The organism is Hymenobacter oligotrophus (assembly GCF_003574965.1).
In the GTDB taxonomy this organism is placed as follows: domain Bacteria; phylum Bacteroidota; class Bacteroidia; order Cytophagales; family Hymenobacteraceae; genus Solirubrum; species Solirubrum oligotrophum.
Window position 1 is genome coordinate 894,837 of sequence record NZ_CP032317.1, and the last position, 24,737, is coordinate 919,573.

The 24,737-nt window shown below is 60.3% G+C and carries 21 protein-coding genes; 6 read left to right on the plus strand and 15 right to left on the minus strand.

What is annotated here, in order from left to right:
- Positions 1-24: 24 nt before the first annotated feature.
- Positions 25-774: a S1/P1 nuclease gene (locus tag D3Y59_RS03765; RefSeq protein ID WP_162910522.1), complete on the minus strand. Its 750-nt coding sequence runs from the start codon at positions 772-774 to the stop codon at positions 25-27.
- A gap of 268 nt (positions 775-1,042) precedes the next feature.
- On the opposite strand from D3Y59_RS03765, the gene D3Y59_RS03770 reads away from it, so the two are divergent.
- Together D3Y59_RS03770 and D3Y59_RS03775 are read left to right on the plus strand one after the other, a co-directional pair.
- Positions 1,043-2,221 carry an SDR family oxidoreductase gene (locus D3Y59_RS03770; RefSeq protein ID WP_119443843.1) on the plus strand — a complete coding sequence of 393 codons (1,179 nt, stop codon included), beginning with the start codon at positions 1,043-1,045 and terminating at the stop codon, positions 2,219-2,221.
- A 210-nt stretch (positions 2,222-2,431) separates the two neighbouring features.
- Positions 2,432-3,403, plus strand: a complete 972-nt coding sequence (locus D3Y59_RS03775; protein ID WP_119443844.1) for an NmrA/HSCARG family protein — start codon at positions 2,432-2,434, stop codon at positions 3,401-3,403.
- Positions 3,404-3,499: 96 nt separating this feature from the next.
- On the opposite strand, the gene pckA is transcribed toward D3Y59_RS03775, so the two are convergent.
- The gene (gene pckA, locus D3Y59_RS03780) at positions 3,500-5,101 is read right to left on the minus strand and encodes a phosphoenolpyruvate carboxykinase (ATP) (RefSeq protein WP_240410507.1); all 1,602 of its coding nucleotides are present in this window, start codon (positions 5,099-5,101) and stop codon (positions 3,500-3,502) included.
- Between the two features lie 284 nt (positions 5,102-5,385).
- Between pckA and D3Y59_RS03785 the strand changes: the two genes are divergently transcribed.
- On the plus strand, positions 5,386-6,816 hold the full coding sequence (locus tag D3Y59_RS03785; RefSeq protein WP_059070614.1) for a peptide MFS transporter: 1,431 nt from the start codon (positions 5,386-5,388) through the stop codon (positions 6,814-6,816).
- A 93-nt stretch (positions 6,817-6,909) separates the two neighbouring features.
- On the opposite strand, the gene D3Y59_RS18175 is transcribed toward D3Y59_RS03785, so the two are convergent.
- The 13 genes from D3Y59_RS18175 to D3Y59_RS03845 form a co-directional block, all read right to left on the minus strand.
- The gene (locus tag D3Y59_RS18175) at positions 6,910-7,053 is read right to left on the minus strand and encodes a hypothetical protein (RefSeq protein WP_162910523.1); all 144 of its coding nucleotides are present in this window, start codon (positions 7,051-7,053) and stop codon (positions 6,910-6,912) included.
- Positions 7,054-7,217: 164 nt separating this feature from the next.
- Complete coding sequence (groL, locus tag D3Y59_RS03790) at positions 7,218-8,864, minus strand: chaperonin GroEL (protein WP_119443846.1); 1,647 nt, start codon at positions 8,862-8,864, stop codon at positions 7,218-7,220.
- A 36-nt stretch (positions 8,865-8,900) separates the two neighbouring features.
- The gene (groES, locus tag D3Y59_RS03795; protein ID WP_119443847.1) at positions 8,901-9,191 is read right to left on the minus strand and encodes a co-chaperone GroES; all 291 of its coding nucleotides are present in this window, start codon (positions 9,189-9,191) and stop codon (positions 8,901-8,903) included.
- A 272-nt stretch (positions 9,192-9,463) separates the two neighbouring features.
- Positions 9,464-9,868: a preprotein translocase subunit SecG gene (gene secG / locus D3Y59_RS03800; protein ID WP_119443848.1), complete on the minus strand. Its 405-nt coding sequence runs from the start codon at positions 9,866-9,868 to the stop codon at positions 9,464-9,466.
- Positions 9,869-11,287 (minus strand): hypothetical protein, encoded by a 1,419-nt coding sequence (locus tag D3Y59_RS03805; RefSeq protein ID WP_119443849.1) that lies wholly within the window; start codon positions 11,285-11,287, stop codon positions 9,869-9,871. It lies immediately after the preceding gene.
- Between the two features lie 144 nt (positions 11,288-11,431).
- On the minus strand, positions 11,432-11,977 hold the full coding sequence (locus tag D3Y59_RS03810) for an LptE family protein (RefSeq protein ID WP_240410509.1): 546 nt from the start codon (positions 11,975-11,977) through the stop codon (positions 11,432-11,434).
- The gene (locus tag D3Y59_RS03815) at positions 11,964-13,271 is read right to left on the minus strand and encodes a sigma-54 interaction domain-containing protein (RefSeq protein ID WP_119446306.1); all 1,308 of its coding nucleotides are present in this window, start codon (positions 13,269-13,271) and stop codon (positions 11,964-11,966) included. Before D3Y59_RS03815 ends, D3Y59_RS03810 begins: the two co-directional genes overlap by 14 nt.
- 160 nt (positions 13,272-13,431) lie before the next feature.
- Positions 13,432-14,871 carry a tRNA (N6-isopentenyl adenosine(37)-C2)-methylthiotransferase MiaB gene (gene miaB, locus D3Y59_RS03820; RefSeq protein ID WP_119443850.1) on the minus strand — a complete coding sequence of 480 codons (1,440 nt, stop codon included), beginning with the start codon at positions 14,869-14,871 and terminating at the stop codon, positions 13,432-13,434.
- A gap of 321 nt (positions 14,872-15,192) precedes the next feature.
- Positions 15,193-16,458 (minus strand): aminodeoxychorismate synthase component I, encoded by a 1,266-nt coding sequence (gene pabB, locus D3Y59_RS03825; protein WP_119443851.1) that lies wholly within the window; start codon positions 16,456-16,458, stop codon positions 15,193-15,195.
- 16 nt (positions 16,459-16,474) lie between these two features.
- A complete protein-coding gene (locus D3Y59_RS03830) occupies positions 16,475-17,992 on the minus strand; it encodes a tetratricopeptide repeat protein (protein ID WP_162910524.1) in 1,518 nt (505 codons plus the stop codon).
- A gap of 132 nt (positions 17,993-18,124) precedes the next feature.
- Entirely contained in the window at positions 18,125-18,874 is a 750-nt protein-coding gene (locus D3Y59_RS03835) for a zinc ribbon domain-containing protein (protein WP_119443853.1), read from the minus strand.
- Positions 18,864-19,967 (minus strand): Nif3-like dinuclear metal center hexameric protein, encoded by a 1,104-nt coding sequence (locus D3Y59_RS03840; RefSeq protein WP_119443854.1) that lies wholly within the window; start codon positions 19,965-19,967, stop codon positions 18,864-18,866. Before D3Y59_RS03840 ends, D3Y59_RS03835 begins: the two co-directional genes overlap by 11 nt.
- A gap of 101 nt (positions 19,968-20,068) precedes the next feature.
- The gene (locus D3Y59_RS03845; RefSeq protein WP_119443855.1) at positions 20,069-20,782 is read right to left on the minus strand and encodes a uracil-DNA glycosylase family protein; all 714 of its coding nucleotides are present in this window, start codon (positions 20,780-20,782) and stop codon (positions 20,069-20,071) included.
- 108 nt (positions 20,783-20,890) lie between these two features.
- On the opposite strand from D3Y59_RS03845, the gene lpxK reads away from it, so the two are divergent.
- The 3 genes from lpxK to miaE are packed head-to-tail and all read left to right on the plus strand — an operon-like array spanning position 20,891 to position 24,626.
- Entirely contained in the window at positions 20,891-21,964 is a 1,074-nt protein-coding gene (gene lpxK, locus D3Y59_RS03850; RefSeq protein ID WP_119443856.1) for a tetraacyldisaccharide 4'-kinase, read from the plus strand.
- Entirely contained in the window at positions 21,951-23,927 is a 1,977-nt protein-coding gene (locus D3Y59_RS03855; protein ID WP_162910525.1) for a putative porin, read from the plus strand. Before lpxK ends, D3Y59_RS03855 begins: the two co-directional genes overlap by 14 nt.
- A 57-nt stretch (positions 23,928-23,984) precedes the next feature.
- Positions 23,985-24,626 (plus strand): tRNA-(ms[2]io[6]A)-hydroxylase, encoded by a 642-nt coding sequence (miaE, locus tag D3Y59_RS03860; RefSeq protein ID WP_119443858.1) that lies wholly within the window; start codon positions 23,985-23,987, stop codon positions 24,624-24,626.
- The last annotated feature ends 111 nt before the right edge of the window (positions 24,627-24,737 follow it).

Sequence of the window (24,737 nt, forward strand, 5' to 3'; positions counted from 1 at the left end):
AGGGCCGCGTAAGTGCTGCGCGGGTTAATCAAGGGCGTTGTTCAGTACTTCGGCTAGGCGCAAGCCCGCTTGGCCGAGGCGCAGGCGTACGTCCTCGATGCGGGTGTTGTAGTACTGGTCGTCGAGCACGGTGCCGGGCAACGCCTCGGCGTAGAGCTTGGTGCTCAGCTGGTACGACTGAAAAAACCACTGCTCCATGGGGGCTTGCCGCCAAATTTTGGCTTGCTTTTTATCGGGCTGCCCGAGGTTGGTGGCCATTTGCTGGTACGACAGGCCCTGCACGTTGAGCAGGCCGCTGTCCCAGAGGCGGTGCAGGTTGGTGCCTTCGCCCCGAAACTGCAGCTGAATTTCGTTGCCGCCCTTGTCTTCGGCCCGGCTGATGTGCATGGGCTGGTGCAAGTCGCCCACGATGTGCACCACAAACTTTAGGGCAATCAGGCGTTTTTCCTGCGGCTGTTTTTTATCGGCCAACAGCCGGATGTTTTCGTTGAGGGCCTGGTAGGCGTTGGGTTCGGTTTTGGCCTTCAGCTGCTGGTTGAAAGCCGGAAACTCCAGACCCAGGGGTAGGTTTACAAAATGCCAGGGGGCGGTGCTCCGGTACTCGGGCGTGTTGCGCACTTCGTCGGCCCACGTCGATACGTCGGCTAGGGTTTGGGTGCCCAACAACTGCTTTACCTGGCGCTCGGCTTTGCGCGAGAGGTAGCGCTCAGCAATTTTTCCGACGGTTCGGTGGCCTTCGCCCCCCCAGGCCAGCACCTGAAGCGGACTTAACAAAAAACACAAAGCAAAGGCAGGCAGGCAACGCATATTGGGGCTGATGGGGGTGGGAAGAGCAGGATGAAATGAATCTGCAAAGCACGCATAAATCGGCCGGATTCTATAACGGCCCGCGTGCGCCTAGGGGCTGGGCCGGCAAAGCCTGCTGAGCAGCTGTGGGTTGCGGCGCAGCCGAGCGGGCTCAGCAGCGGCATCATTTAGTTGTATCGAAGCCGCGGCGGGTGCGTACAGATGAATTTGTGTCCCATTCTTTAACCCACACCCAATGACACCCAAACTTAAAAAGCTCAAAAACCAAGTCATTGTCATAACGGGCGCTTCGTCGGGCATCGGGCTGGTTACGGCTCGCATGGCGGCCAAAAAAGGCGCTAAGCTGGTGCTGGCCGCCCGCAGCGAAGAGGCCCTGCGCCGGCTGGTAGCCGAAATTCAGCAGGAAGGAGGCGAAGCCACTTACCTGGCCATCGACGTAAGCGAGCCGACGGCCGCCCGCGCCATTGCCGAAAAGGCGTTGGCTACGTTCGGCGGCTTCGATACCTGGATCAACAACGCCGGCGTAAGCATTTACGGCAAGGTGGAGGAGGTACCCATGGAGGACATGCGGCAGCTTTTTGAGGTGAATTTCTGGGGACTGGTGCACGGCTCGCTCGAGGCTGCCAAACACCTCAAGCAAAAGGGCGGCGCCATCATCAACGTGGGCAGCATATTGTCCGATGTAACGGCCATTCTGCAAACCATTTACTCGGCTAGCAAGCACGCCGTGAAGGGCTTTACCGACGGGCTGCGCATGGAGCTGGAAATGGACGGTGCCCCCGTGGCGGTTACGCTTATCCAGCCCGCGGCCATCGATACGCCGTACCCCGTGCACGCCAAAAACTACATGGAGCGCGAAGCCAAGCACGCCCCGCCCGCTTACGCCCCCGAAACGGTGGCCCGCGCCATTTTGTACGCTTGCACGCACTCTGAGCGCAGCATCGTGGTAGGCGGTGGCGGCCGCGCCTTCATCAGCATGGAGCAATGGACGCCGCGCCTGCTCGATAAGTTTATGGAAACCGCGTTTGTGAAGCAGGAGAAGGCCGACTACGCGCCGCGCCCCCTGCACCAAAACGCCCTCGACAAGCCCATGGGCAACCTGGAGGAGCGCGGCAACTACCCCGGCCACACCCGCGAAACCAGCTTTTACACCCAGGCCGTAACCAGCAAGAGCCCGGTGCTGAAAACCGCCTTGGCCGTGGGCGCCGGCCTTGCCCTGGCAACCTGGATTAGCAAGCAGCGCCAGCCCAGCGGCAACGGCTACCGCACCGTGTACCCCGAAGGGTACGACCGCACCCGCACCGCCAACCGCAGCCAGCTCGGCTCGGCCGCCACGGCCAGCAGCAGCCACGACTTCGACGGCAACAGCCACGACCACCGCTACTCCGAGGTACGCCGCGACGATTTGCCCTAAGTGCCCAGTAGCACTCGGCCCAAAGGCCACCTGCCGCAGCTGCGGCAGGTGGCCTTTTGCTTGTAGAGTAGCTTGGCAAAGTGCAGCTGTATTTGTCTGCTCATCACATGATTAGGGGATTGATGTTGGTTGGGACTTCGGGTACTTTCGCCTCGGCTTAGGCCGTGTGTAACTACTTAACCTACCGCGCTTTGATGCGCCACTTTGCCCATGTCAGTCAAAAAAACAATTGCGGTATTCGGCGCCACCGGTGCCCAGGGCGGCGGCTTAGCCCGTGCCATCCTCAACGATCCGCAGAGCGGGTTTGCGGTGCGTGCCATCACGCGCAACCCCGATTCCGATAAGGCCCGCGAACTGGCCCGCCTAGGTGCCGAGCTGGCCGCGGCCGACATCCACGACCCGCAAACCTTGGGTAGGGCACTGGCCGGCACTTACGGCGCCTTTTGTGTTACCAATTTTTGGGAGCATTTCTCGCCGGAGCGCGAGCTGCAACAGGCGCGCAACATGGCCGAAGCCACCAAAGCCGCCGGGGTGCAGCACGTTATCTGGTCGACGCTGGAGGACACGCGCCAGTGGGTGCCGCTTTCCGACAACCGCATGCCCACGCTGCAAGGCAACTACAAAGTGCCGCACTTCGATGCCAAGGGCGAAGCCAATCGCTTTTTCAGCGAGCTAGGAGTGCCCACCACGCTGCTGCTCACCAGCTTTTACTGGGAAAACTTCATCTATTTCGGCATGGGCGTGCAGCGCAACGCCGAGGGCAAGCTTGCGCTGTCGCTGCCATTGGCCGATAAAAAGATGGCTTGCATTGCCTCCGAGGACATTGGCCGCTGCGCGTACGGTATTTTCAAGCAGGGCCCAACGGCCATCGGGCAAACCATCGGCATTACCGGCGGGCTGCTCACCGGCGCTGACATGGCCCGCAGCTTCAGCCAGGCCTTGGGGCAGGAGGTGGTTTACCAAGCCGTGCCGCCCGAGGTGTACCGCGGCCTGGGTTTCCCGGGCGCCGACGACCTAGGCAACATGTTCCAGTTTTATCAGGAATTCGAAGACCACTTCGCCCAAACCCGGCGCGAGGAGGTGGCCCGGCAGCTGAACCCGGCGTTGCAGAACTTCGATCAGTGGCTGGCGCAAAACGCCGAGCGGTTGCCGGCCCTAAACCAAGTGCCCGAACCTGCCTAGGACAACCGACCTAGGGCAACCAACAAAACGCAAAAAGCCCCGCCGGCAAACGCCGGCGGGGCTTTTTTCTGTTTGAGCACCTAGGCGCTCAGGTTGTTAGGCATTGGCTACGGCCTCCACTTTCGGAGCGCCAGCCAGGATTTCTTCGTTGGCGAAGTCGGCAAACTTCTGAAAGTTGGCTACAAACTTCTCGGCCAGCGAAGCAGCCGTTTTGTCGTAGGCTTCTTTGTCGGCCCAGGTGTTGCGCGGGTCGAGGATTTCGGTGGGCACGTTCGGCACCGAGGTGGGCACCTCAACGCCGAAGATCGGGTGCTTCACAAACTCCACGTCGTTCAGTTCGCCGTTCAGGGCCGCCGTAATCATGGCGCGGGTGTAGCTCAGCTTCATGCGCGAGCCCACGCCGTACGAACCGCCCGACCAGCCGGTGTTCACCAGCCACACGTTTACGTTGGGGTGCTCTTCCATTTTCTGGCCCAGCATCTCGGCGTATTTGGTGGGGTGCAGCGGCAGGAACACCTGGCCGAAGCAAGCCGAGAACGTGGTTTGCGGCTCGGTTACGCCTACCTCAGTGCCGGCCACCTTGGCGGTGTAGCCCGACATGAAGTGGTACATAGCGTGCGACTTATCGAGCTTGCTGATGGGCGGGATTACGCCAAAGGCGTCGGCCGTCAGGAAGAAGATGTTCTTCGGAACGCCGGCTACCGAGGGCTCTACCGCGTTGTTGATGTAGTGGATGGGGTAGGCGGTGCGGGTGTTTTCCGTTACCGACTTGTTGGCGTAATCCACGGTGTGCGTGCCGGGGATAAAGCGCGTGTTCTCCACGATCGAGCCGAACTTGATGGCGTCCCAAATTTCGGGTTCCTTCTCGCGGCTCAGGTCGATAACCTTGGCGTAGCAGCCACCTTCAAAGTTGAAGATACCTGCGTTGCCGGGCATCCAGCCGTGCTCGTCGTCGCCCACGAGGCCACGGTTCGGGTCGGCCGACAGGGTGGTTTTGCCCGTGCCCGACAGGCCGAAGAAGATGGCTGTGTCGCCCTCTTGGCCCACGTTGGCCGAGCAGTGCATGGCCAGCGTGTTTTTCTCGTGGGGCAGTAGGTAGTTCAGTACGCCAAAAATGCCCTTCTTCATTTCGCCGGCGTAGCCCGTGCCGCCGATCAGGATCATCTTCTTCGAGAAGTTGAGGATGGCGAAGTTGCTCTGGCGGGTGCCGTCAACGGCTGGGTCGGCCTCGAAGCCGGGCGCGCAGATGATGCTGAAATCAGGAGTCCAGCTCGTGTCGGCGCCTTGCTCCGGGCGCAAGAACATGTTGTAGCAGAACAGGTTATGCCAAGCCAGCTCGTTTACCACGCGCAGCTTCAGCTGGTAGTCGGGGTGAGCACCGGCGTAGGCATCGCGCACGTAAATCTTCTTGTCGGCCAGGTAGGCCACCATTTTCACGTGCAGCTGATCAAATTTCTGCGCGTCAAACGGAATGTTGATGTCGCCCCACCACACCGATTCGGCGGTGCTCTCGTCCTTCACCACAAAACGGTCTTTAGGCGAGCGGCCGGTAAACTTGCCCGTGTCGGCCATCAGCGCGCCCGTGTCGGTCAGGGTGCCTTCGCCGTTTTTCAGGGCTTCTTCCACCAATTCGGCGGGGGTAAGGTTCAGGCACACCTCTTTGGCCTGGCTGATGCCCAGCGGCTGGAGGCGGTTCATTGCGGCGGTGGAAGCAGAGGTTTCCATCATAAACGCAGAGAAAAAAGGTAAAAGAAGGTGGGAATGGGAGAATATGGAGCAAAAATAGGCGAAAATCCGAAGCGCCGGCGTAGTGTTTGCGTAATAGCTGCAACGGCCTCTGAAGGCCGCTTTTACGCTGGTTGGCGCTGTTCAGTTGGGAAAATTTGTTAGATTTACCCGTAAGCCCCCAGCCCCGTACGGCTGCTGCCGGGCTTTTTTGCTTTCCCTACCATTCCTCACCAACCTTCTTCCCTCACGCTATCATGCAAGTAGCAACCGCTCAGGCGCCGCCGCCAACCCCGACGAGCTCCAAGCACCCGCCCGGCCTGTACCTGCTGTTCTTCACCGAAATGTGGGAGCGTTTCAGCTACTACGGCATGCGTGGTTTGCTGGTGCTGTATCTCACCAAAACCGTTGTGCAGGGCGGCTTGGGCATTTCCGAGGCCAGTGCCACGCTGATTTACGGCTACTTCACGGGTTTCGTGTACTTCACGCCCATCATCGGCGGCTACATCGCCGATAAATACATAGGCCAGCGCCGCGCCATTCTGATTGGCGGCGTAACCATGGCCATTGCCCAGCTCTGCCTGTTTATGCAGCCGGCCTTGTCTACCGAGGCGGCCATTTTTGGCATGCCTTGGCCCACCGCCCTAGGTTTGCTGCTGCTGATTTTGGGCAACGGCTTCTTCAAACCGAATATCTCTACCATCGTGGGCAAGCTCTACCAGCAGGGCGACCCGAAGCGCGACGCAGCCTTTACCATCTTCTACATGGGCATCAACGTAGGTGCCTTCTTTGCTCCGCTGGTGTGCGGCTACCTCGCCGAAGACCTGTTCGCCACCAAAACCGTGGTGAACGGCGTGACGGAAGTAAGCAACTACGGGTTCCGCTACGGCTTCCTGGCCGCCGGCATTGGCATGATGCTGGGCCAGTTGGCCTTTAACCTGCTTGGCAAAAAGTACCTAGGCGACGTGGGCTTGTACCCCGAGGGCAAAGGTGCCGACAACAAAACCGTTGAGAAAACCCCGCTGACGAAGGAAGAAACCGACCGCATGGCCGTGATTTTCATCATCACCCTGTTTGTGGTATTCTTCTGGGCCGGCTTCGAGCAGGCCGGTTCTTCGCTCACGCTCTACACCGATAAGTACATCAACCGCGAGGTGTTCGGCTTCCTGATTCCGACTTCGTGGTTCCAGTCGGTTAACCCGCTCTTTATCGTGGCCTTCGCGCCCGTAACGGCTGGCGTATGGCTGGCACTGGGCCGCAAGGGCCGCGACCTGAGCATCCCCGTTAAAATGGGCCTCGGCATGATCCTGCTCGGCGCGGGCTTCCTGTTCATGGTGGGTGCGGTGCTCGAGCGCGGCGGCGACGTGCAAGACACCACCGTCAAAGCCAGCATCCTCTGGCTACTCGCCACCTACTTCTTCCACACCATTGGCGAGCTATGCCTGTCGCCCATCGGGCTTTCGATGGTGTCGCGCCTGTCGCCGGTGTCGCTCACGTCCATGCTCATGGGCGTGTGGTTCCTGGCGCCTTTCGTGGCCCAGATTGCCGGCGGTTACATCGCCAAGTACGTCGAAGAACTCGGCGCCCTCACGGTGTTCGGCCTGATTGCGGGCTTTGTTATCGCGGCCGGTCTGCTGCTCATCATCATTGCCAAGAAGCTGTTCCACATGATGCACGGCCGCGGCTAATTGCCCGCGCTCTAATCATTTGCGAAGCGAAAAGCCCCGCCGAAATTTCTCGGCGGGGCTTTTTTGTGACATTGTCAGCTGTGCCTCCATAGGTCAATTCTTATCCGATATCAGCACAGCAGCTCCCAACGACCTAGGATAGATGGAGGAAAGTACCATTTCGGAGCCGCCGTACGCCCGTATGTCGGCTCCGCTGCTTTTGCTAATGGCGTAATAAGTGCCTGAAGTGCGGATCACACGCAAGCGTAACCGCCGCAAACAGTGCTGCACTTGGCGTACTCTGGCTCCGGAAAGTACTGCAGGCGATGTCCCCAGGAAGCCAAAAGCCCCGCCGACCTAGGGCCGACGGGGCTTGTTGGTTGGTGGCTGTTGGCTAAAAGTCAGCAGCTAACAGCCTGATCTTACATCATGCCGCCCATGCCACCCATGCCGCCCATGCCAGCAGCACCGGCGCCACCACCTTTCTCTTCTTCGGCTTCTTCCGAAATCACGCACTCGGTCGTCAGCAGCAGGCCGGCGATAGAAGCAGCGTTTTCAAGAGCGAGGCGAGTAACCTTGGTCGGGTCGAGGATACCAGCGGCCATCAGGTTTTCGTAGCGGTCTTCGCGGGCGTTGTAGCCGAAGTCGCCTTGGCCGTCGCGCACTTTCTGCACTACTACCGAGCCTTCGCCACCGGCGTTGGCCACGATGGTGCGCAGCGGAGCCTCCAGGGCCGTGCGGATGATGTTCACGCCGGTGCGCTCGTCGCTATTGATGGTGTCAACAGCTTCCAGCGAGTCCAGCGCGCGTACCAGGGCCACACCGCCGCCGGGCACCACGCCTTCCTCAACGGCGGCGCGGGTAGCGTGCAGGGCGTCGTCTACGCGGTCTTTCTTCTCCTTCATCTCAACTTCCGTCGAAGCGCCGATGTAGAGGATGGCAACACCGCCCGACAGCTTGGCCAGACGCTCTTGCAGTTTCTCTTTGTCGTAGTCCGAGGTAGTAGTCTCGATCTGAGCTTTGATCTGACCTACACGAGCCTGAATGTCCTCCGAGCGGCCGCGGCCGTTCACGATGGTCGTGTTGTCTTTGTCAACGATGATCTTCTCAGCCTGGCCGAGGTAATCCAGCGTAGCGTTGTCGAGCTTGTAGCCGCGCTCTTCCGAGATAACCGTGCCGCCGGTGAGGGCAGCAATGTCCTCGAGCATGGCCTTGCGACGGTCGCCGAAGCCAGGAGCCTTCACGGCAGCGATTTTCAGCGAGCCGCGCAGCTTGTTAACTACCAGCGTAGCCAGGGCCTCGCCGTCAACGTCTTCGGCGATGATCAGCAGGGGCTTGCCGGTTTGCACCACTTGCTCCAGCACGGGCAGGAGCTCCTTCATGGTGCTTACTTTCTTGTCGTAGATGAGGATGAAGGGCGAGTCGAGCTCGGCTTCCATTTTCTCAGCATTCGTCACGAAGTACGGCGACAGGTAGCCGCGGTCGAACTGCATGCCTTCCACCGTCTTCACTTCGGTTTCGGTGCCGCGAGCTTCTTCAACCGTGATAACGCCTTCCTTGCCAACCTTATCCATGGCGTTGGCAATCATCTGGCCGATTTCGGTGTCGTTGTTAGCCGAAATGGTGCCTACCTGAGCAATTTCCGAAGAGTTTTCGATCTTCTTCGATTGCTGCTTCAGGTTAGCCACAACAGCCAGCACAGCCTTATCGATGCCACGCTTCAGGTCCATCGGGTTGGCACCGGCGGCTACGTTCTTCAAGCCAGCGCGGTAAATGGCCTGGGCCAGTACGGTGGCGGTGGTGGTGCCGTCGCCGGCTTGGTCAGCGGTTTTCGAGGCAACCTCTTTTACCAGCTGAGCACCCATGTTCTCGATCGGGTCCTTCAGCTCGATTTCTTTCGCTACGGTTACACCGTCTTTGGTGATGCTCGGAGCGCCGAACTTCTTGTCGATAACCACGTTGCGGCCTTTCGGACCAAGGGTTACTTTAACGGCGTTAGCCAGTTTATCTACGCCGGCTACCAGCTTGTTGCGGCCTTCGATGTCGAATTGAACGAGTTTAGCTGCCATAGGGCTTTGCTACGATTTTGGGCTGAAAGGGGAAACTTACAGGATGGCGAGGATGTCCGATTCGCGCATGATCAGGTAGTCCTGACCATCAACGGTAATCTCGGTGCCGGCGTACTTGCCGTACAATACTTGGTCGCCTACCGATACCTGCGGCTTAACCAAGGTGCCATTGTCGGCCACTTTGCCTTCGCCTACGGCCACCACTTCGCCGCGCTGCGGCTTTTCTTTGGCCGTATCGGGGATGATGATGCCCGACTTGGTTTTTTCTTCGGCGGCGGCCGGTGCGATAATCACTCGGTCGGCCAGCGGTTTGATGCTAACAGCCATACTGCTGGTTTTGGTTGAACGGTACGATGAATTGAAAAACGACTTCAAGGGAGTCGGCAGCGGCAGGACACTTCTTGTGCCAGCTTGCCAAAAACTGACAGATTGATCGACCTAGGGAACTTTTTTCCGGGTTTTGCCACCCAATCTGACAAACTTGACAGGGTAGTGGCATACGCGGCGGCCGCAAGTATAGCCAACTAAACCGGGTAAAAAACAACCGGCGGCTTTTCGCTGCTGCGAAAAGCCGCCGGTATCAGGGCCTGGGGCGGGGGTTATTGCGCGGGAGCCGGAGCAGGTTGCTGCTGAGCCGGGGCCGGGGCTGTCTGCGCGGGTGCTGCTGCGCCCGGAGCGCCCGGTACCGGAGTTGCCGGCGCGGTGGGCGGGGTAGCAGGCAAGCGGGTTTCGAGCGCCTTTTGTTGGTTGATGCTGCGCACCGGACCCGTGGATTCGTTGCTGAGCAGGGCGTGCGAGCTGAGTGACAGCACGATGAGGGCAATGGCAAAGCCCCAGGTGAGGCGCTCCAGCAAGTCGCCGGTGCGCTTAACGCCCATTAGTTGGGCTGTGCCACCGGCCGAAAAGCCGCCGGCCAAACCGCCGCCCTTGGAGTTTTGGGCCAGCACCACCAGGGCCAGCAACACGCATACAATGAGGGCAAGTACGATAATAGCGGTGTACATCTATTCCGTCTGTTGGTTCAGTAAGTCAATTTGAGCGGCAAAATACGCCTTTTTTTCGGGTTGGCGTTGCATCAGCTGCTCGTAAATCTCGATTGCACGCGCGGTTTTGCCTTGTTTCGCCATGATTTTGGCCAAGCTCTCCGAGGCCAAGCTAGGCGGCGCGCTAGTGCTGCGCACCGAGAGGTCGGCTTGGGGCTCGGCCGTAACGGGCGGGCGCGCCGTTGCGGTTTTAATGCGCGGCTGGCTGCGCAAAAACCGCTCAATGAGCATCAACGACGAAGGCAGCGCTGCCACCGACGGCCGGTGGGCGGCTACGTGAGCCAGGTGCACGGCATCGGGGTGCCAGCTTTCCGAAAGGGGCAGGTCGTGGGTTAGCTCGGCGTTGCGCAGGGTAAGCGCATAGCCGAGCCGGCTGCCGGCCGCAACGGCGTAGCCCAGTTGCTCATCGGAGCGCAGGGGCGGAACGGCGGCGGTTTTCGGTTCGTCGTCGTTAGCGCCTGGCAACTGGTACACTGGCTCTTGTTCGCCTGCCTCAGCCAAACCAAACTCAAACCGCGAGCTGCCTGCTTCTGCGGGCGGGCGTATGGGCGGTGCTACTGCCGGCAACTCATCGGGCACCGATGGGGTGAGGCCCAAGGTTGCGGCAGCAAGCGCGGGGGCGGTTTCCGCGGCCTGCGCGGCAGCCGCATCAGCAAGCGTCGGCAGGGCAGCGAACGTTTCGGCGGCGGCAGGCTCGGGTACCAACGCTGGCTGCTGGCCAAGTGAGGTAGCTTCTTTTGTGGATTCCTGCGATGGCTGCTCAATTACATTCTCGGTAACTGCTTCTGCTTCCGGCGTTTGGGCAGGCTCAGCGGAGGGCAGCTCCCTAACGGGCAGCTCGGCGGGCTCACCTAGGGCCTGCGCAGGCTGCGCATCAGCTTCGGGTGCTGGTTCATTCGCAATGGTTTCGGTAGCAGCGGCAGGCATTTCGGCCGGCTCCGTTGCCGCTGGTTCGGCAACCACATCAGCATCAGCAGCTAGCGTATCCGCAGTTGCCACGAGGGTTTCAACGGGTAACTCCTGTACTGGCTCCGATGCAGCCATCTCCATCGATTCAATGGTGTCAACCGTTTGGCCTTGAGCCGTTAAGGCTACCTCGTTGACTGCCGAATGAGGTGGCGTACCTGCAGCACCTAGGCCCGATGCAGCTGGAGTTTCGATCAGCAAGCGCAGCAACTCGCGGTCGGCGGCGTAGGTGGCGGCGCGGCGCAGGCGCTGGCCGGCCAGCATGCTGCCGCGGTCGTGGGCGGCTTTGGCCAACAGCAGGTGTGCCGTTTGGCAGTACGGAAAAGCCGTAGCCAACTGCTCCAACTCACGAACTTCGGCTTCGGAAATGCCGGTTACGTTGTCCAGAATGTGCAGCAGCGAGGCGCGATTCATTGGATGAGGCTAGGTGCAGAAATAGGTAAGCGGCTACTAATCAGGAGGCGGATAAGCCAAGTGCCAGCACGACGGCGCCTCGACTGATCATCCGAACCACAACAATACAGCAATTTGGGCAGTAAAGCACGCCTGCGAGCGGCCTTACCAGTTGGCAACCGATTTGTTGAACACGTCGGTGATGATACGGTCGGTGATGCGCCGGTTGGCCGTGGGGTCGTTTACAATGGTTGTCACGTTCTCGGTGGCGGCAAAGTCGGCATTGCTCTGAAACGTCTGCTCAAAGTCCTGCTTGGGGTCTTTGGTATTGGTAAACTTCACCCGCACCTGTATGGTAAGCCGGTTGATGCCGGCGCGGTCTTGCCCGTCGGTGCTCTGAATGGCCGCCGGCGCGAAATCGTACGCAACCACTTGGCCTTCAAACTGCAAGTCGCCGTCGCGCGGTACTAGTTTGAGCGTGGTGTTGCGCTGGAAGTAGTCTTTGAAATCTTCCGTCAGTCGTTGCGACAGAAAGGAGGGGCCGTTGGCGGCGTTGTTTTGCAGGGTGCCCACTGAGAACGTCTTCACCGAGGGGTCGATGTTGGTGCCAGTAAAGGAGTACACCCCGCAGCCTGCCAGCGGCAGCAGCGCCAGTAGCATGCCCACCAAAAAACCGAAACGGCGCAGGCGCGCCAGCTTACTCCAGATCATACTGCTTGAGTTTGCGGTACAGGGTGCGCTCCGAAATGCCAAGGTCTTGGGCGGCGTACTTGCGCTTGTTGTGGTGCTTTTTTAACGCCTTGATAATCATTTCCTTTTCCTTGGCTTCCAGCGACAAGCTTTCTTCCTCGGTTTCGTGCGTGATGTCTTCCACCCGCTGCAGATCGTCTTCTTCGTCGAAATCGGCGGCAGGCTGGGCGTTGATGATGAACGACTCGTTGGGCTCGGCGGCCGACCGACCTAGGCGCGGACCGGCGTCGTAGGGAGCCACGCTGAGGTTCGTAAACAAGTGGCTGTTTTGGCGTACCAGCTCTTGGGCCTGCCCGGCGTCGCCGCGGGCCGAGCCGGCTGCCATTTCCAGCACCAACCGCTTCAGGTCGGTCATGTCGCGGCGCATGTCAAACAGCACCTTGTACAGCAGTTCGCGCTCCGATACCCCCTGCGGGGCAGTGCCATCGGCGGTGGCACCTAGGAGCATGGGCAGGCTAGAGGACTGCTCTTGCGGCAGGTACTGGCGCAGGCGGCGGGCGTCTACCTCGCGGTCCATTTCCAGCACCGACATCTGCTCGGCTATGTTCTTGAGCTGGCGAATGTTGCCCGGAAACCGGAAGCGCTGCAGCTCCTGCACTGCCTCGGGCAGCAGGGTGATGGGCTTCACGCGGTAGCGCTCGGCAAAATCGGTGGCGAACTTGCGGAACAGCAGGTAGATATCGTCGCCCCGTTCGCGCAGCGGCGGAACCGTAATCGGCACCGTGTTCAGGCGGTAGTACAGGTCTTCGCGAAAACGCCCTTCGCTCACGGCGTTCAGCAGATTTACGTTGGTAGCGGCCACCACACGCACGTCTGTCTTCTGCACTTTGGAAGAGCCCACGCGAATAAACTCGCCGTTTTCGAGCACGCGCAGCAAACGCGCCTGCGTGCCCAGGGGCATCTCGCCGATTTCGTCGAGGAAAATGGTGCCGCCGTTGGTTACTTCGAAATAGCCTTTACGGGCTTCCGAAGCTCCTGTAAACGAGCCTTTTTCGTGGCCAAACAGCTCCGAGTCAATTGTGCCTTCCGGGATGGCGCCGCAGTTTACGGCAATAAATTGCCCGTGCTTGCGCGGCGACAAGGCATGGATGATCTTGGAAAATGACTCCTTACCCGAGCCGCTTTCGCCCGTAATCAGCACCGTCATATCGGTTGGAGCCACCTGAGCCGCCACTTGAATGGCGTAGTTCAACGTGGACGCATTGCCGATAATGCCGAAGCGTTGTTTGATACTCTGTATTTCGGAAGGGGTCAAATCGAAGTAGGTTTTCGTGTGGTAGACGAAAAGCGGCAAGAATTATTTTGAGCGGAGCTGAAAAACGCTGTCATCCCGGCGAAGAAAGAACCTAGGGCCAAGTAGCCATCAGGCTACGGGGTGAGTTTCTTTTCTTCGCCGGGACGAGGAAGCAGGCGTTTTATTCCACTGCATCGCCAAGCAGTGTGGTGCTAGTGCACTCCCTCACGAATACGTTCACGTAATCGCCCTGCTTGTAGTGCTTACGCGGGAAGATGACCACCTTGTTCTGGTCGTTGCGGCCGCTTAGGTGCTCACTGCTGCGCTTCGAAACGCCCTCAACCAACACGCGGTGCACTTTGCCCACGGCCATTTGGCTGCGGATAAGCGAGTGTTGCTGCTGGCGGGCAATGATTTCGCTGAGGCGGCGCTTTTTTACGTCCAGCGGAATGTCGTCCTCAATTTTACGCGCGGCCAGCGTGCCCGGGCGCTCCGAGTAGAAGAACATGTAGGCCATGTCGTACTGCACGTGGTCCATCAGGCTCAGGGTTTCCTGGTGCTCTTCCTCGGTTTCGGAGCAAAAGCCGGCAATCATGTCGGTCGAGATGCCGCAGTCGACCCCTAGGATGCGCCGGATGGCAGCCACGCGGTCGAGGTACCACTCACGATCGTAGGTGCGGTTCATCAGCTTGAGCACGCGCGAGTTACCGCTTTGGGCTGGCAAGTGAATGTAGTTGCACACGTTGTCGTAGCGGGCCATGGTGTGCAGCACCTCGTCGGTAATGTCTTTGGGGTGCGAGGTAGAGAAACGCACGCGTAGTTCGGGACTTACCAAGGCAACGCGCTCGAGCAGTTGGGCGAAGTTTACGAACTCCGAGCCGTCCTCCGATTGCCACTTGTAACTATCTACGTTTTGGCCCAGTAGCGTTACTTCCTTATAGCCTTTGTTGAAGAGGTCTTGCGCCTCTTGCACCACGCTGTGAGCGTCGCGGCTACGCTCGCGGCCGCGGGTAAAAGGCACCACGCAGAAAGAGCACATGTTGTCGCAGCCGCGCATGATGCTGATGAAAGCCGTGATGCCGTTCGAGTTCAGGCGCACGGGCGTAATGTCGGCGTACGTTTCGTCGCGGCTCAGCAGCACATTCACGGCCCGTTGGCCGCCGTCAACTTCTTTGATCAGGCGGGGCAGGTCGCGGTACGCATCGGGGCCTACTACCAGGTCCACGATCTGCTCTTCTTCCAAAAACTTGCTTTTCAGGCGCTCGGCCATGCAGCCCAGCACGCCTACCAGCAAACCGGGGCGGCGGCGTTTGTGCGCGTTTATTTCTTTGAGGCGCTGGCGTACGGTTATTTCGGCCTTCTCACGAATGGAGCAGGTGTTTAGCAGTACCAAATCGGCCTCGGCCAGCTCCGCGGTCGTGTCGAAGCCCTCGTCGTAGAGGATGCTCGATACGATTTCGGAGTCGGAGTAGTTCATCTGGCAGCCGTAGCTCTCGATGTACAACCGGCGCTGACGGCCCGTGTGCGTCGGTTCGCTCACGCGCACGTCGGCAGGCAGTTGCTCGGCGGCCGGGGCAGCGGCCTTGTCCAGAAAATCAAGCGTAAGGATGGGTTGAGACATGGCCTCGGAAAAATCAGCGTAAGGATGGCAAAGGTACGCTTTACCAGCCAAAAATGACAGTTTGGCAGTCGAGCAAAATCATGAGCCCAGCAAGCGCTAGGCTTGCGTGCTGAACGCATTCAGGTTTATGAAGGGCCGCACGAGAATCAGCAAAATCGCGTTTGGTCGACAGGAATCGTTGCTAATCAAGGCCAATGCCCTGAGGTGCGTTCAGCAAAATATCCGGCAGCGGCCTAGGTTAACCTAACGCGTAGAGTGGGGAGCCTGCGTGCTGCCAGCTCATTGTTTTATGAACGCACCTAGCAAATGCCTAAACCTTGGCTAAGCGCTGATGTGCGTTTCGAGCACTTCGAGCATGGCCTGAGCCTTCAACAGGCATTCTTGGTACTCGCGTTGGGGGTCGGAGTCATAGGTGATAGCCGAGCCGACCTGGAAACTGAGGTAGCCGGTATCGGCCCGGTATTGCAACGAGCGGATAACCACGTTGAAATCGAAGTCGCCGTTGGGCCATACGTAGCCAATGCTGCCGCTGTAGAGGCCACGGCGGGCGCGCTCGTACTGCTCGATCAGCTGCATGGCCCGCACTTTGGGGGCGCCCGTCATGGAGCCCATCGGAAAAGTAGCGCGCAGTACTTCGGCGAGCGTAGTGCCGGGCTGCAACTGGCTTTGCACCGTCGAAATCATCTGCCACACGTGCCGGAAAGGGTACAGCCCAAACAGCTCGGGCACTTGCACGCTGCCGGGCCGGCTTACCCGCGACAGGTCGTTGCGCACCAAATCCACGATCATCAGGTTTTCGGCTCGTTCCTTTTCGTCGTGCAACAGCTGCTGCCGTTGTGCATCGTCGGCCTTGGCGGTTTGCCCGCGCCGGATCGTGCCCTTAATAGGTTGGGAGAGCAACGTGGAGCCGTCGCGGCGCAAAAACCGCTCGGGCGAGGCGCACAGCAGGTGCCTGTCGTGCCATTTGTAAAAGCCCGCAAAAGGCGTTGGCGAAGCTTGCTGCAAGTGCAAAAAAGCATCGACAGGCGACAACGCAACTCCTTCGGCGTAAAATTCCTGACAAAGGTTCAGCTCGTACACCTCGCCGTTCAGGATGTCTTCGCGCACGGCTTGCACGGCCCCTAGGTAATCGGGTTGGCTAAGCCGCGGCAGCAACGGTGGTACGATGGCCATCGGCGCCGCCGCAAGCGTTTGCTCGTCGATTTCCGCCAGGTCGGCCTCGGTACAGCCGTGCATCTCAACGGTGCCATTGGGGTGCCAGCGGAGCCATTTGCTGGGCCGGAAGAAGTGCAGCTCGGGCCACTGCAAACCGTCGGGGTGTTGGCTGCGCAGCAACGGCTCGATGTCGTTTTTCAGATCGTAAGTAAGCAGACCAAAGCACGGTGCATCGGTGGCGTTTTGCTGCATCCACGCGTCCAATTCGGCCAGCGAATCAACGGCCGCATCGGCTTCGGTGCCCACGGCCAGCAACTGCGCAAATGGTCCGCCGGGGCAAGGGCTGTCGGCTGCTGGCACCAAGTAGGCGCAGTACGGGTAGCGCGCGGCCCAGCGCAACGCCTTGGCAGGGGGGATGTTAAGAACCGACATGCAAGCAAACGCGCGCTTATTTTAAACCGGCCAGGGCAACCTTTGCCTTGGCGTCGGTGCTGGTTTTGTACTCGTGTTTGTGGTAACCTAGGGCTTTCTGAAAGTAGGCCTTGGCTTGGGCAAGTTGGCCAGCCTGCTGGCTGAGGTAGCCCATTTGCAAGGCTGCCTGCGGGGCGAAATAATAGGGTGCGGTGCCGCTTAGGGCAATGGTTCGGGTGTAAAAAAGGCGAGCCGAATCGAGTCGGCCTAAGCCGTGGTACGCCCGGGCCCGCCGATACGGTTCCTCTAACCGGTCGCGCAAGGGGGTAGCAGCGGCGGCCCGAAAAGCGCGCAACGTGGCCAGCGCCGGCCGAAAGTAGCCGCCGTCGAGTTGCAGGCGCGCTTGGGTAAGCACAGGGTTCAGGGGTACGCGGTCGTCAACGAAGCGCTGGGCGTAACGGTCTTCCTCCACTACGGTTTCGCCCGTGCCGGCAATTTGCCTGCGGCACTGCTCGGCCGCTGGCGCGTTGCCGGCGAGCCAATGCGCCAAATACATCTTAAACCAAGCATCCTTACGGTAATGCACCCCGCGGTACTCCTTGATAAACTGCTGATTAGCGCGTACAGAAGCGGCGTACTGGCCTTGGTAAAGAAGTAGGTCGGCGGCCATATGGTGGAGGTACGGCACCGGTTGGTAAGCGGCGCCAACGGGGCGGGCGCGGTACGCAGCCAAGGCTTGGTCGGCGTGGTGCAGCTTTTTCTGAACCGACATTACCAAGTAGCTGAACAGGAGGTTGTCGGGCTGGGCGCGGGCCAGGCGGGTGGTTAGGGCCTCGGCCTCGGCATCGGCGCCGTAATACGTTTGCCGAATCAGGCCCCGTAAAATTGCGGCCTCCGTTTGAAAATCGTTGGGGCGTTCGGCAGCGTTGCCTAGGTGCCGCAAGCCGGCGGCGGTATTGCCAGGCAAGCCCAGCAGGTTGAGAAACCACCGGTAGCCCTCGGGCACCGAGCCGATCAGGAACTGACAAAGCCCCAGCGTTTTTTGGGTGGGCAGGTGGCCGGGCCAGCGTTTGGCGTTTTGTTGCACCTGCAAATAAGCCTGCCGCAGGCTCCAGGCGCCTTGCAGCTCGTGCTCGAACATGATTTGTGCCGCGGCCTGGTGCAGGCGCACCTCGGCGCGGGCGTAGTCGCGCAGGGCCGTGGGGGGCAGCTTGTCCAACGCCGCAATGCAGCGGTTTTGCGCTTCGATAAGGGCCCCGTAGCGCGAGCCGTCCTGGCTCACGGCCAATTCGGTAAAACCAATGGCTGCATCCACGAGCAGGGTGCCGGGGTGCCGCGGTTGCTGGCGCAACTCGGCGCCGATAATGCTCCGCGCTGCCGGAATTCGCAGCTTAAACAGCTCGGCGTACGCACGCCGGCTGGTGGCTGATAACTCATCGGAACTGCCGGCGATGGGCGTTGTAGCCGTAGCGGGCAGCGGTGCGGCGCTGTCTTGCTGCTGCCGGGCCCGTGCCGAGCAGGTACGACCTAGGGCCGAAATCGGGTTAGTAGCCAAGCCGACTACGAGGCAAAGCACCACCAGCACTTGCCTGCCCAAACCCCACCTTGCCCTGGCAACTATTCGCATTACGCTAATAAAAAAGGAACGACGCAGTGTCGTTCCTTTTTCTGAAAACGCGGAAAAAACCTAGGCGTTGCGGCTTTCTACGTCGGCCAAGATACGGCCGCAGTGCTCGCACACGATGATTTTTTTGTGGGCAATGATGTCGGCCTGGCGCTGGGGCGGCACGGTGTTAAAGCAACCGCCGCACGCATCGCGCTTCACCATTACCACGGCCAAGCCGTTGCGGGCGTTGCCGCGGATGCGGCTGTAAGCCGACAGCAGACGGTCTTCAACGGGTTGGGCGGCGGTGTCGCGCTCGGTCATGAGCTTTTGCTCATCGGCTTCGCTTTCGCCAACGATTACCTGCAGCTCGGCCTGCTTGTTTACAAGGTCCTTGCGGCGCTCTTCGAGGCGCTGCTTGGTGCCCCCGATTTCGACGTTCTTCTGGTCGATCTGGTACTGGGCCTCGCGTACTTTCTTTTCCGAAATCTGAATTTCCAGCTTCTGCAGCTCGATTTCCTTGGCAATGGCCTCGTACTCGCGGTTGTTGCGAACGTTCTGCTGCTGGTCTTCGTAGCGGCGAATCAGCACTTCGGCATCCTTGGCGGCTTGCTTGCGGGCTTTGATCTGCTCGTTTAGGGCAGCAACTTCTTCGTCGAATTTGGCCACGCGCACCTCGTAACCGGCAATTTCGTCTTCCAGGTCGCGCACTTCTTCCGGCAGGTCGCCGCGCACACGCCGAATCTCATCGAGTTGCGAATCGATGCGCTGGAGGTTAAGAAGGGCTTCCAGTTTGCTGGCTACGGTGATATCCGAAGCGGAGTTAGAAATCATAGCGAACAGGGTTCGTGGGGGTCTCTGCTAACAAGACCGCAAAAGTACGCGCAAATTTTTCCGTAAGCAATTCTCGAAACAGTTCGCCCGTGTACTGCTCGCTTTCGTAGTGCCCCACGTCGCAGAGCATGAGCCGGCCTTCTGGGGCAAAAAACTCGTGGTACTTGATGTCGCCGGTAACGTAGGCATGGGCGCCGGCCGCTACGGCTTTCTTGGTCAGAAAAGAACCCGCTCCGCCGCACAAGGCCACTTTTTGAATGACGCCGGAATACTCAGTGTGCTTTACTACAGGCACTTGTAGCCGCTCGCGCAGCAGCCGCAAAAAGTCCTTAGCCGACAAGGGTTCGGGCAGTTCGCCCACCATGCCGGAGCCCACGTCCTGGTTTAGGTTTTCGAGTTTTACCAGCTCGTAGGCCACTTCCTCGTAGGGATGCGCCTGGCGCAAGGCGCCAAGGGCTTTGTGCTGCAAGTGCAGGGGCAGGAGCACTTCCACGCGCTGCTCGGGGGCGGTTTGGGGCTGGCCAACGGTGCCTTCGAAGGGATTGGTGCCGGGCCCCGGCGTGTAGGTACCGATTCCATCGAGGCGAAAGCTGCAGTCGTGGTAGTCACCAATTTGGCCGGCGCCGGCAGCGTACAGGGCCTGCAGCACGGTTTGGGTATGGGTGGCAGGCACGTAGGTTATCAGCTTAGCCAACAACCCCGTTTTGGGCTCCAGCACGCGCAGGTTGTGCAAGCCCAGCTTTTCGCCCAGCCTGCGGCTTACGCCGTGGCGCACGTTGTCGAGGTTGGTGTGGGCGGCGTACACGGCCACGTTGAGGCGCAGGGCCCGCATAATGGTGCGCTCAACTTCAGTACTGCCGGTAAGGCGCTTAAGCGGCTGAAAAATAACGGGGTGGTGCACCACTACCACGTTGCAGCCCCGGCGTACGGCTTCGTCGATGATAGCGGGCGTGCAGTCGAGGGCAATCAGCACGCCTTGTACGGACATAAGCGGGTCGCCGCACTGCAGGCCGGCGTTGTCGTAGCTTTCCTGGTAAGGCAGCGGCGCCCAGGCTTCGAGGGCGCGGGTGAGGTCGTGGACGGTGACGGACATGGCGGCGAAGTTAAATCGACAAGTGTGTTCTCGCTGAGGTGCGCCGAGGGTTGCGCTGAGGTTCGCGGAGGTCGTCTCGGCGCACCTCAGCGAGAAACCAGTTAAATCAAGCCGGCCAGCTCGGCCGCGTACCGGGCCACAAACTCAGGCACCGCGCGGCGTTTGTATTGCATCAGGTAGCGCGGGTGGTCGAACACAAGCACGCGCTCGAACAGCTGCAGCTCTTGGTTGAGTCGCTGAAAATACTCGCCGTTGCGCCGGCCCAAACTGATGGCCACGTCGCGGCGCAACCCTAGGTCGAATTGCTGCTGAAACGCCAGCTGCAGGTGGGGCCATAAGGCATTGGTAACTGCGGACGCATCGTAGTAATTGTAATGTAACGGCGGACGCATCGTAGTAATTGTAATTTTTGCCGTCCTGCACAGAACCAGCGGATACAGCGAGCCTAGGTAAAAATGCCGGTAAAATTCCGCAGCACCTCCCAGGGCCGCCACCAATTGGTACACAAACTGGCTCGACAACTCGGCGCGGTGGGGCAGGGAGTTGGCCACGCCGCAATGCAGCTGCAGGGCGGCCGGGTCGGTAAAGGCCACGCCGGTGGTGCCCGCTCCAAAGCGCCCGGGGTTGATACCCAGCAGGGCAACCCGCGGATGGTTATTGGCATAGTAGCGCTGCCCAAAGCTGCGCAGTAGCTCGGCGGCCGGCGGTGCTTGGTAAGGGTTGTAGGCCACCACTCCGCCGGGCAAGGGCGGTGCCGCCGGAAAGCCCGTCAGAAAAGTGGTAAGGCGCGAGCCGAATGTATTGGTCGTGGTCATCAACGAATTGCATACGCAGCAGCACCTAGGGCGGACACGCCGGCCGCATTTCGCGTATTTTTGCCGCCCGCCGTTGCCGCAAGTGCTGGTGGCGGTTTTCCCTGAGCTATGCCCGGCCTCCTGACTTTGTTGCTGCTTCCGTTGAGCTGGTTGTACGCCGGCGTAGCGGCCGTGCGCAATTGGCTTTACGATACCGGGCGCTGGGCCAGCACCTCGGCCGAGGTACCGCTGATTGGCGTGGGCAACCTGCGGGTGGGTGGCACCGGAAAAACGCCCCACGTTGCCTGGGTGATAGAGCAACTGCTGGCCGCGGGCCATAAGCCGGCCATTTTGAGCCGGGGCTACGGCCGCCGCACCCGGGGTTTCCGCGTGGCCACGAGCACCGATACCGCCGCCACCATCGGCGACGAACCTTGGCAACACTTTCGGGCCTTTGCGCAGCAGGTGCCGGTGGTGGTAGACGAAGACCGGCGCCACGGCTTAGCTGAAATGCGCCGACAACTGCCCGGGCTCACGGCAGTGGTACTCGACGATGCTTACCAACACCGCCGCGTGCGGCCCAACCTCAACATCCTGCTCACCGAGCAAGCCCGGCCGTTTTGGGCCGACTACGTGCTGCCCGCCGGCCGCCTGCGCGAAAGCCGCCTAGGGGCGCGCCGCGCCGATGTCGTCATCATCACCAAATGCCCGCCCGAGTGGCCTGCCCACGAGCAGCAAGCCGCCGCGGCCCGGGTGCAGCAATACACCCGCCCCGGCGTGCCGGTGCTGTTTTCGACGTACCGTTACGGTGAGCCCACGGCCGTGTTTCCGGCCGAGGCGGCCCTAGGTGGCGTGGAGCCGTTGCAGCCCGTGGTGCTGCTCACGGGCATTGCCCAGCCCGAGCCGCTGCTAAGCGAGCTGCGCCGCCGCGGGTACTCCGTGCTGGCGCATCACCGGTTTGCCGATCATCACGCTTTTAGCGCCGGCGAGCTGCAGGACCTAGCCGCGGCGCTGCCGCCCGGCGCGGCCATTATTACCACCGAAAAAGATGCGGCCCGGCTGCGCGAGCCGGCCTTGCGTACCACGGTGGCATCTTTGCCGTTATTCTACGTTCCTATTCGCGTAGCATTTCTGGCCGATGGCGCTCAGCGCCTGCAGGCCATGCTCGCGCCGCCCCAGCTTACGCCCCGTGTCGTTGCCTGACGTATCCGTTATCTGCCAAACCCTGCGGCTCGGCCGCCTGAGCCTGCCACTGTTGTGGCTGCTGCTGTTGCCGCTCCTAAGCCGCGCCCAGGTGGTCGACGATTCGACGCGGGTGCTGTACGGGCCGCGCACCACCTTGGTGGTGCGCGAAGAAAACATGCTGCGCAATCAGCCCGAGGGCTCGGTTCTGGATACTACCCTAACGGGCATCCACAACAGCCGCAACTGGTACTACGACAGCACGTTTCAGCAAGACCTGGGCAATGTGGGCACCGCTTCGCGCCGCTTGCTCTGGGAAACCAATACCAATATCGGCATCCGGTACGGCCGTACGGCCTTCGATAAGTACTTCCGCAACTCGGCCAACATTCCGTACTACGATACCCGCTCGCCTTACACGTACTTCCGGTTTGTGCAGGGCGCGCAGGGCGAGCAGGTTTTTGAAGGAAGCTACAGCCGCAGCATTAAAAAAGCCGTGAACGTGGGTATTGCCTACGAACGGTTTAGCGCGAACAAACAGCTAGGGGCCGTGAGCACCCGCGAGGGGCAGGTTACGCACACGGGCGTGCTTGTTTTTGCTCGTTACCAAACCAAAAACGACCGCTACCACCTGCTCACCAACTACTACACGGCCAAGCACCGCGTGGCCGAGCAAGGCGGCATCAGGCCCGGCATAAACAGCCAAGGCGTGCAAGATTCGCTGGAACAACTGTTTGACTACGAGCAGGAAGCTGTGTGGCTAACGCAAGCCATCAACAAAGACCACCGCGACCGGTTTCACCTGGCGCACACGTACAACCTGGTGGGGCGGGGGCTTACGGCCTTTCACGTGCTCGACTGGAGCCGGCAGTACAACCGCTTTACCGACGACCGGCTGACGTTTGAGGAGGGGCGCTTGCTGTTTTACCCCGAAGCCCTTCGCGACTCGGCCCGCACCGACGACGTGAGCCTGTACCGCCAGCTCGAGAACACCGTGGGTTTTCTGGGGCGCACCAAGCTGTTGGAGTATCGCGTGTACGGCCGCCAGCGCACCGGGCGCTACACCATGGAAAGCCTAACGGCCCGGCCCGCGCCTGAGCGCAAAGTGCCCACCGTGCAAGCCGATACCACTCAAATCTTTGTGGGCGGCAACGCTGCGTTTCGCTGGAAGATTTTTCAAGTACTGCTGGCTGGCGAGTACAAACTCGTCGACGAGGCCTGGGCCCGCGGCTCGTTGCGCTTGGGGCCGCTATCGGGCGAGCTGCTGTATTCGTCGTTTGCGCCTACGCTCACGCAGCAGCGCTACTCTGGCAACCACCACCGCTGGGCCACCAACTTCGACAACACCAACGTTACGCAATTCACGGTGGCCTTCAACCAGCGCATTGGTAAGCCCACCGCGCGGGTGCAGCAGCAGCTATACGCCGCCGGGCAGCTCGTCAACGTCAACAGCTTGGTGTACTACGGCCTTCGCCCCGCGGCGTTCAACCGCCAAGACCTAGTGCCCCAGCAGCTAACCGGCGCCAATGCCAACCAACGGCTGCTCATCGGTACGCTGCGCCACCAGCTGCGCTACGGCGTGCTGCGCCTCGATAATATTGTGACGGTTACGGAAGGCGGCGACCAGGAGGGCCTGAGCATTCCGCGCGTGGTAGGCAACTCCCGCATCCTGGCCGAAGGCTTCCTGTTTCAGAAAGCGTTGTTCAGCCAAGTCGGGGTGGAGGCATACTACCAGTCGAGCTACCAGCCTTACGACTATTCGCCGGCCACGCAGCAGTTTTTTGTGCAGAACTACTTTACCTCGCGTGGGTACCCGGTGGTCGATGTGTTCGTAACGGCCGATATCAAAACTGTGTCGGTGTTCCTGAAAATGGCCTACGTCAACCAAAGCCTCGACGGCAACGATGGCTACTTCCCGACACCTTATTACACGGGCACGCCGCGCAGCTTTCAGCTAGGCCTGAAGTGGAATTTCTTCGATTAAATTATTTGCCAGATAGCAACGTAGGCCTGAGTGCCTAAACTGTTGCTTTAACAGCGTATGAGCAACCACCCTTTCGCCCAACCCTCGGCCGAGGAGGCGCACAAGCGCGAGAAAACCATCCTGAAGCTTAAGCTGAACACCGACCCTAGGTGGGTAGACATTGCTTCGAAAAACATCGGCGACATCCTCGTCGATCACGCGTATTGCGAGCAGAAAGCGGCCTCCACCGGCATTTCGCTCATCGTGAGCTACCCCGAAAAAACGCGCCTCGTGGACGAGCTAACCGAGCTGGTGGCCGAAGAGTGGAGCCACTTCGAGCGGGTGCTGCAGGAGCTGCGCAAACGCAATCTGCCCTTGGGCCGTCCGCGCCGCGACGAGTACGTGGTGGAGCTGATGAAGCACGTGCGGCGCGGCGGCGCGCGCGAGCGGCAGCTAATGGACCAGCTGCTGGTGTCGGCGCTGATTGAGGCACGGTCCTGCGAGCGGTTTAAGCTGCTATGGAAGCACATCCCCGACGCCGAGCTGAGCAAGTTTTACTACGAGCTGATGGTGTCGGAGGCCGGGCATTTCGTGGCCTACGTCGACTTAGCAAAGGAGTATTGCAACCCCCAGGAAGTAGACGCCCGTTTGCAGGAGCTGCTCAAGATCGAAGGCGAGATTGTAACCAGCCTGCCCGTGCGCGACGACCGCATGCACTAGGCGCAAATGCTTGACTCTTAAGGCTCGCCTACGTTAGTGCGCGCGTGGCTGCCTAGTTGCCTACACATTTTAGGGCCGGCGCCACCCTGCGCACGTGCCCCAGATGCCGAG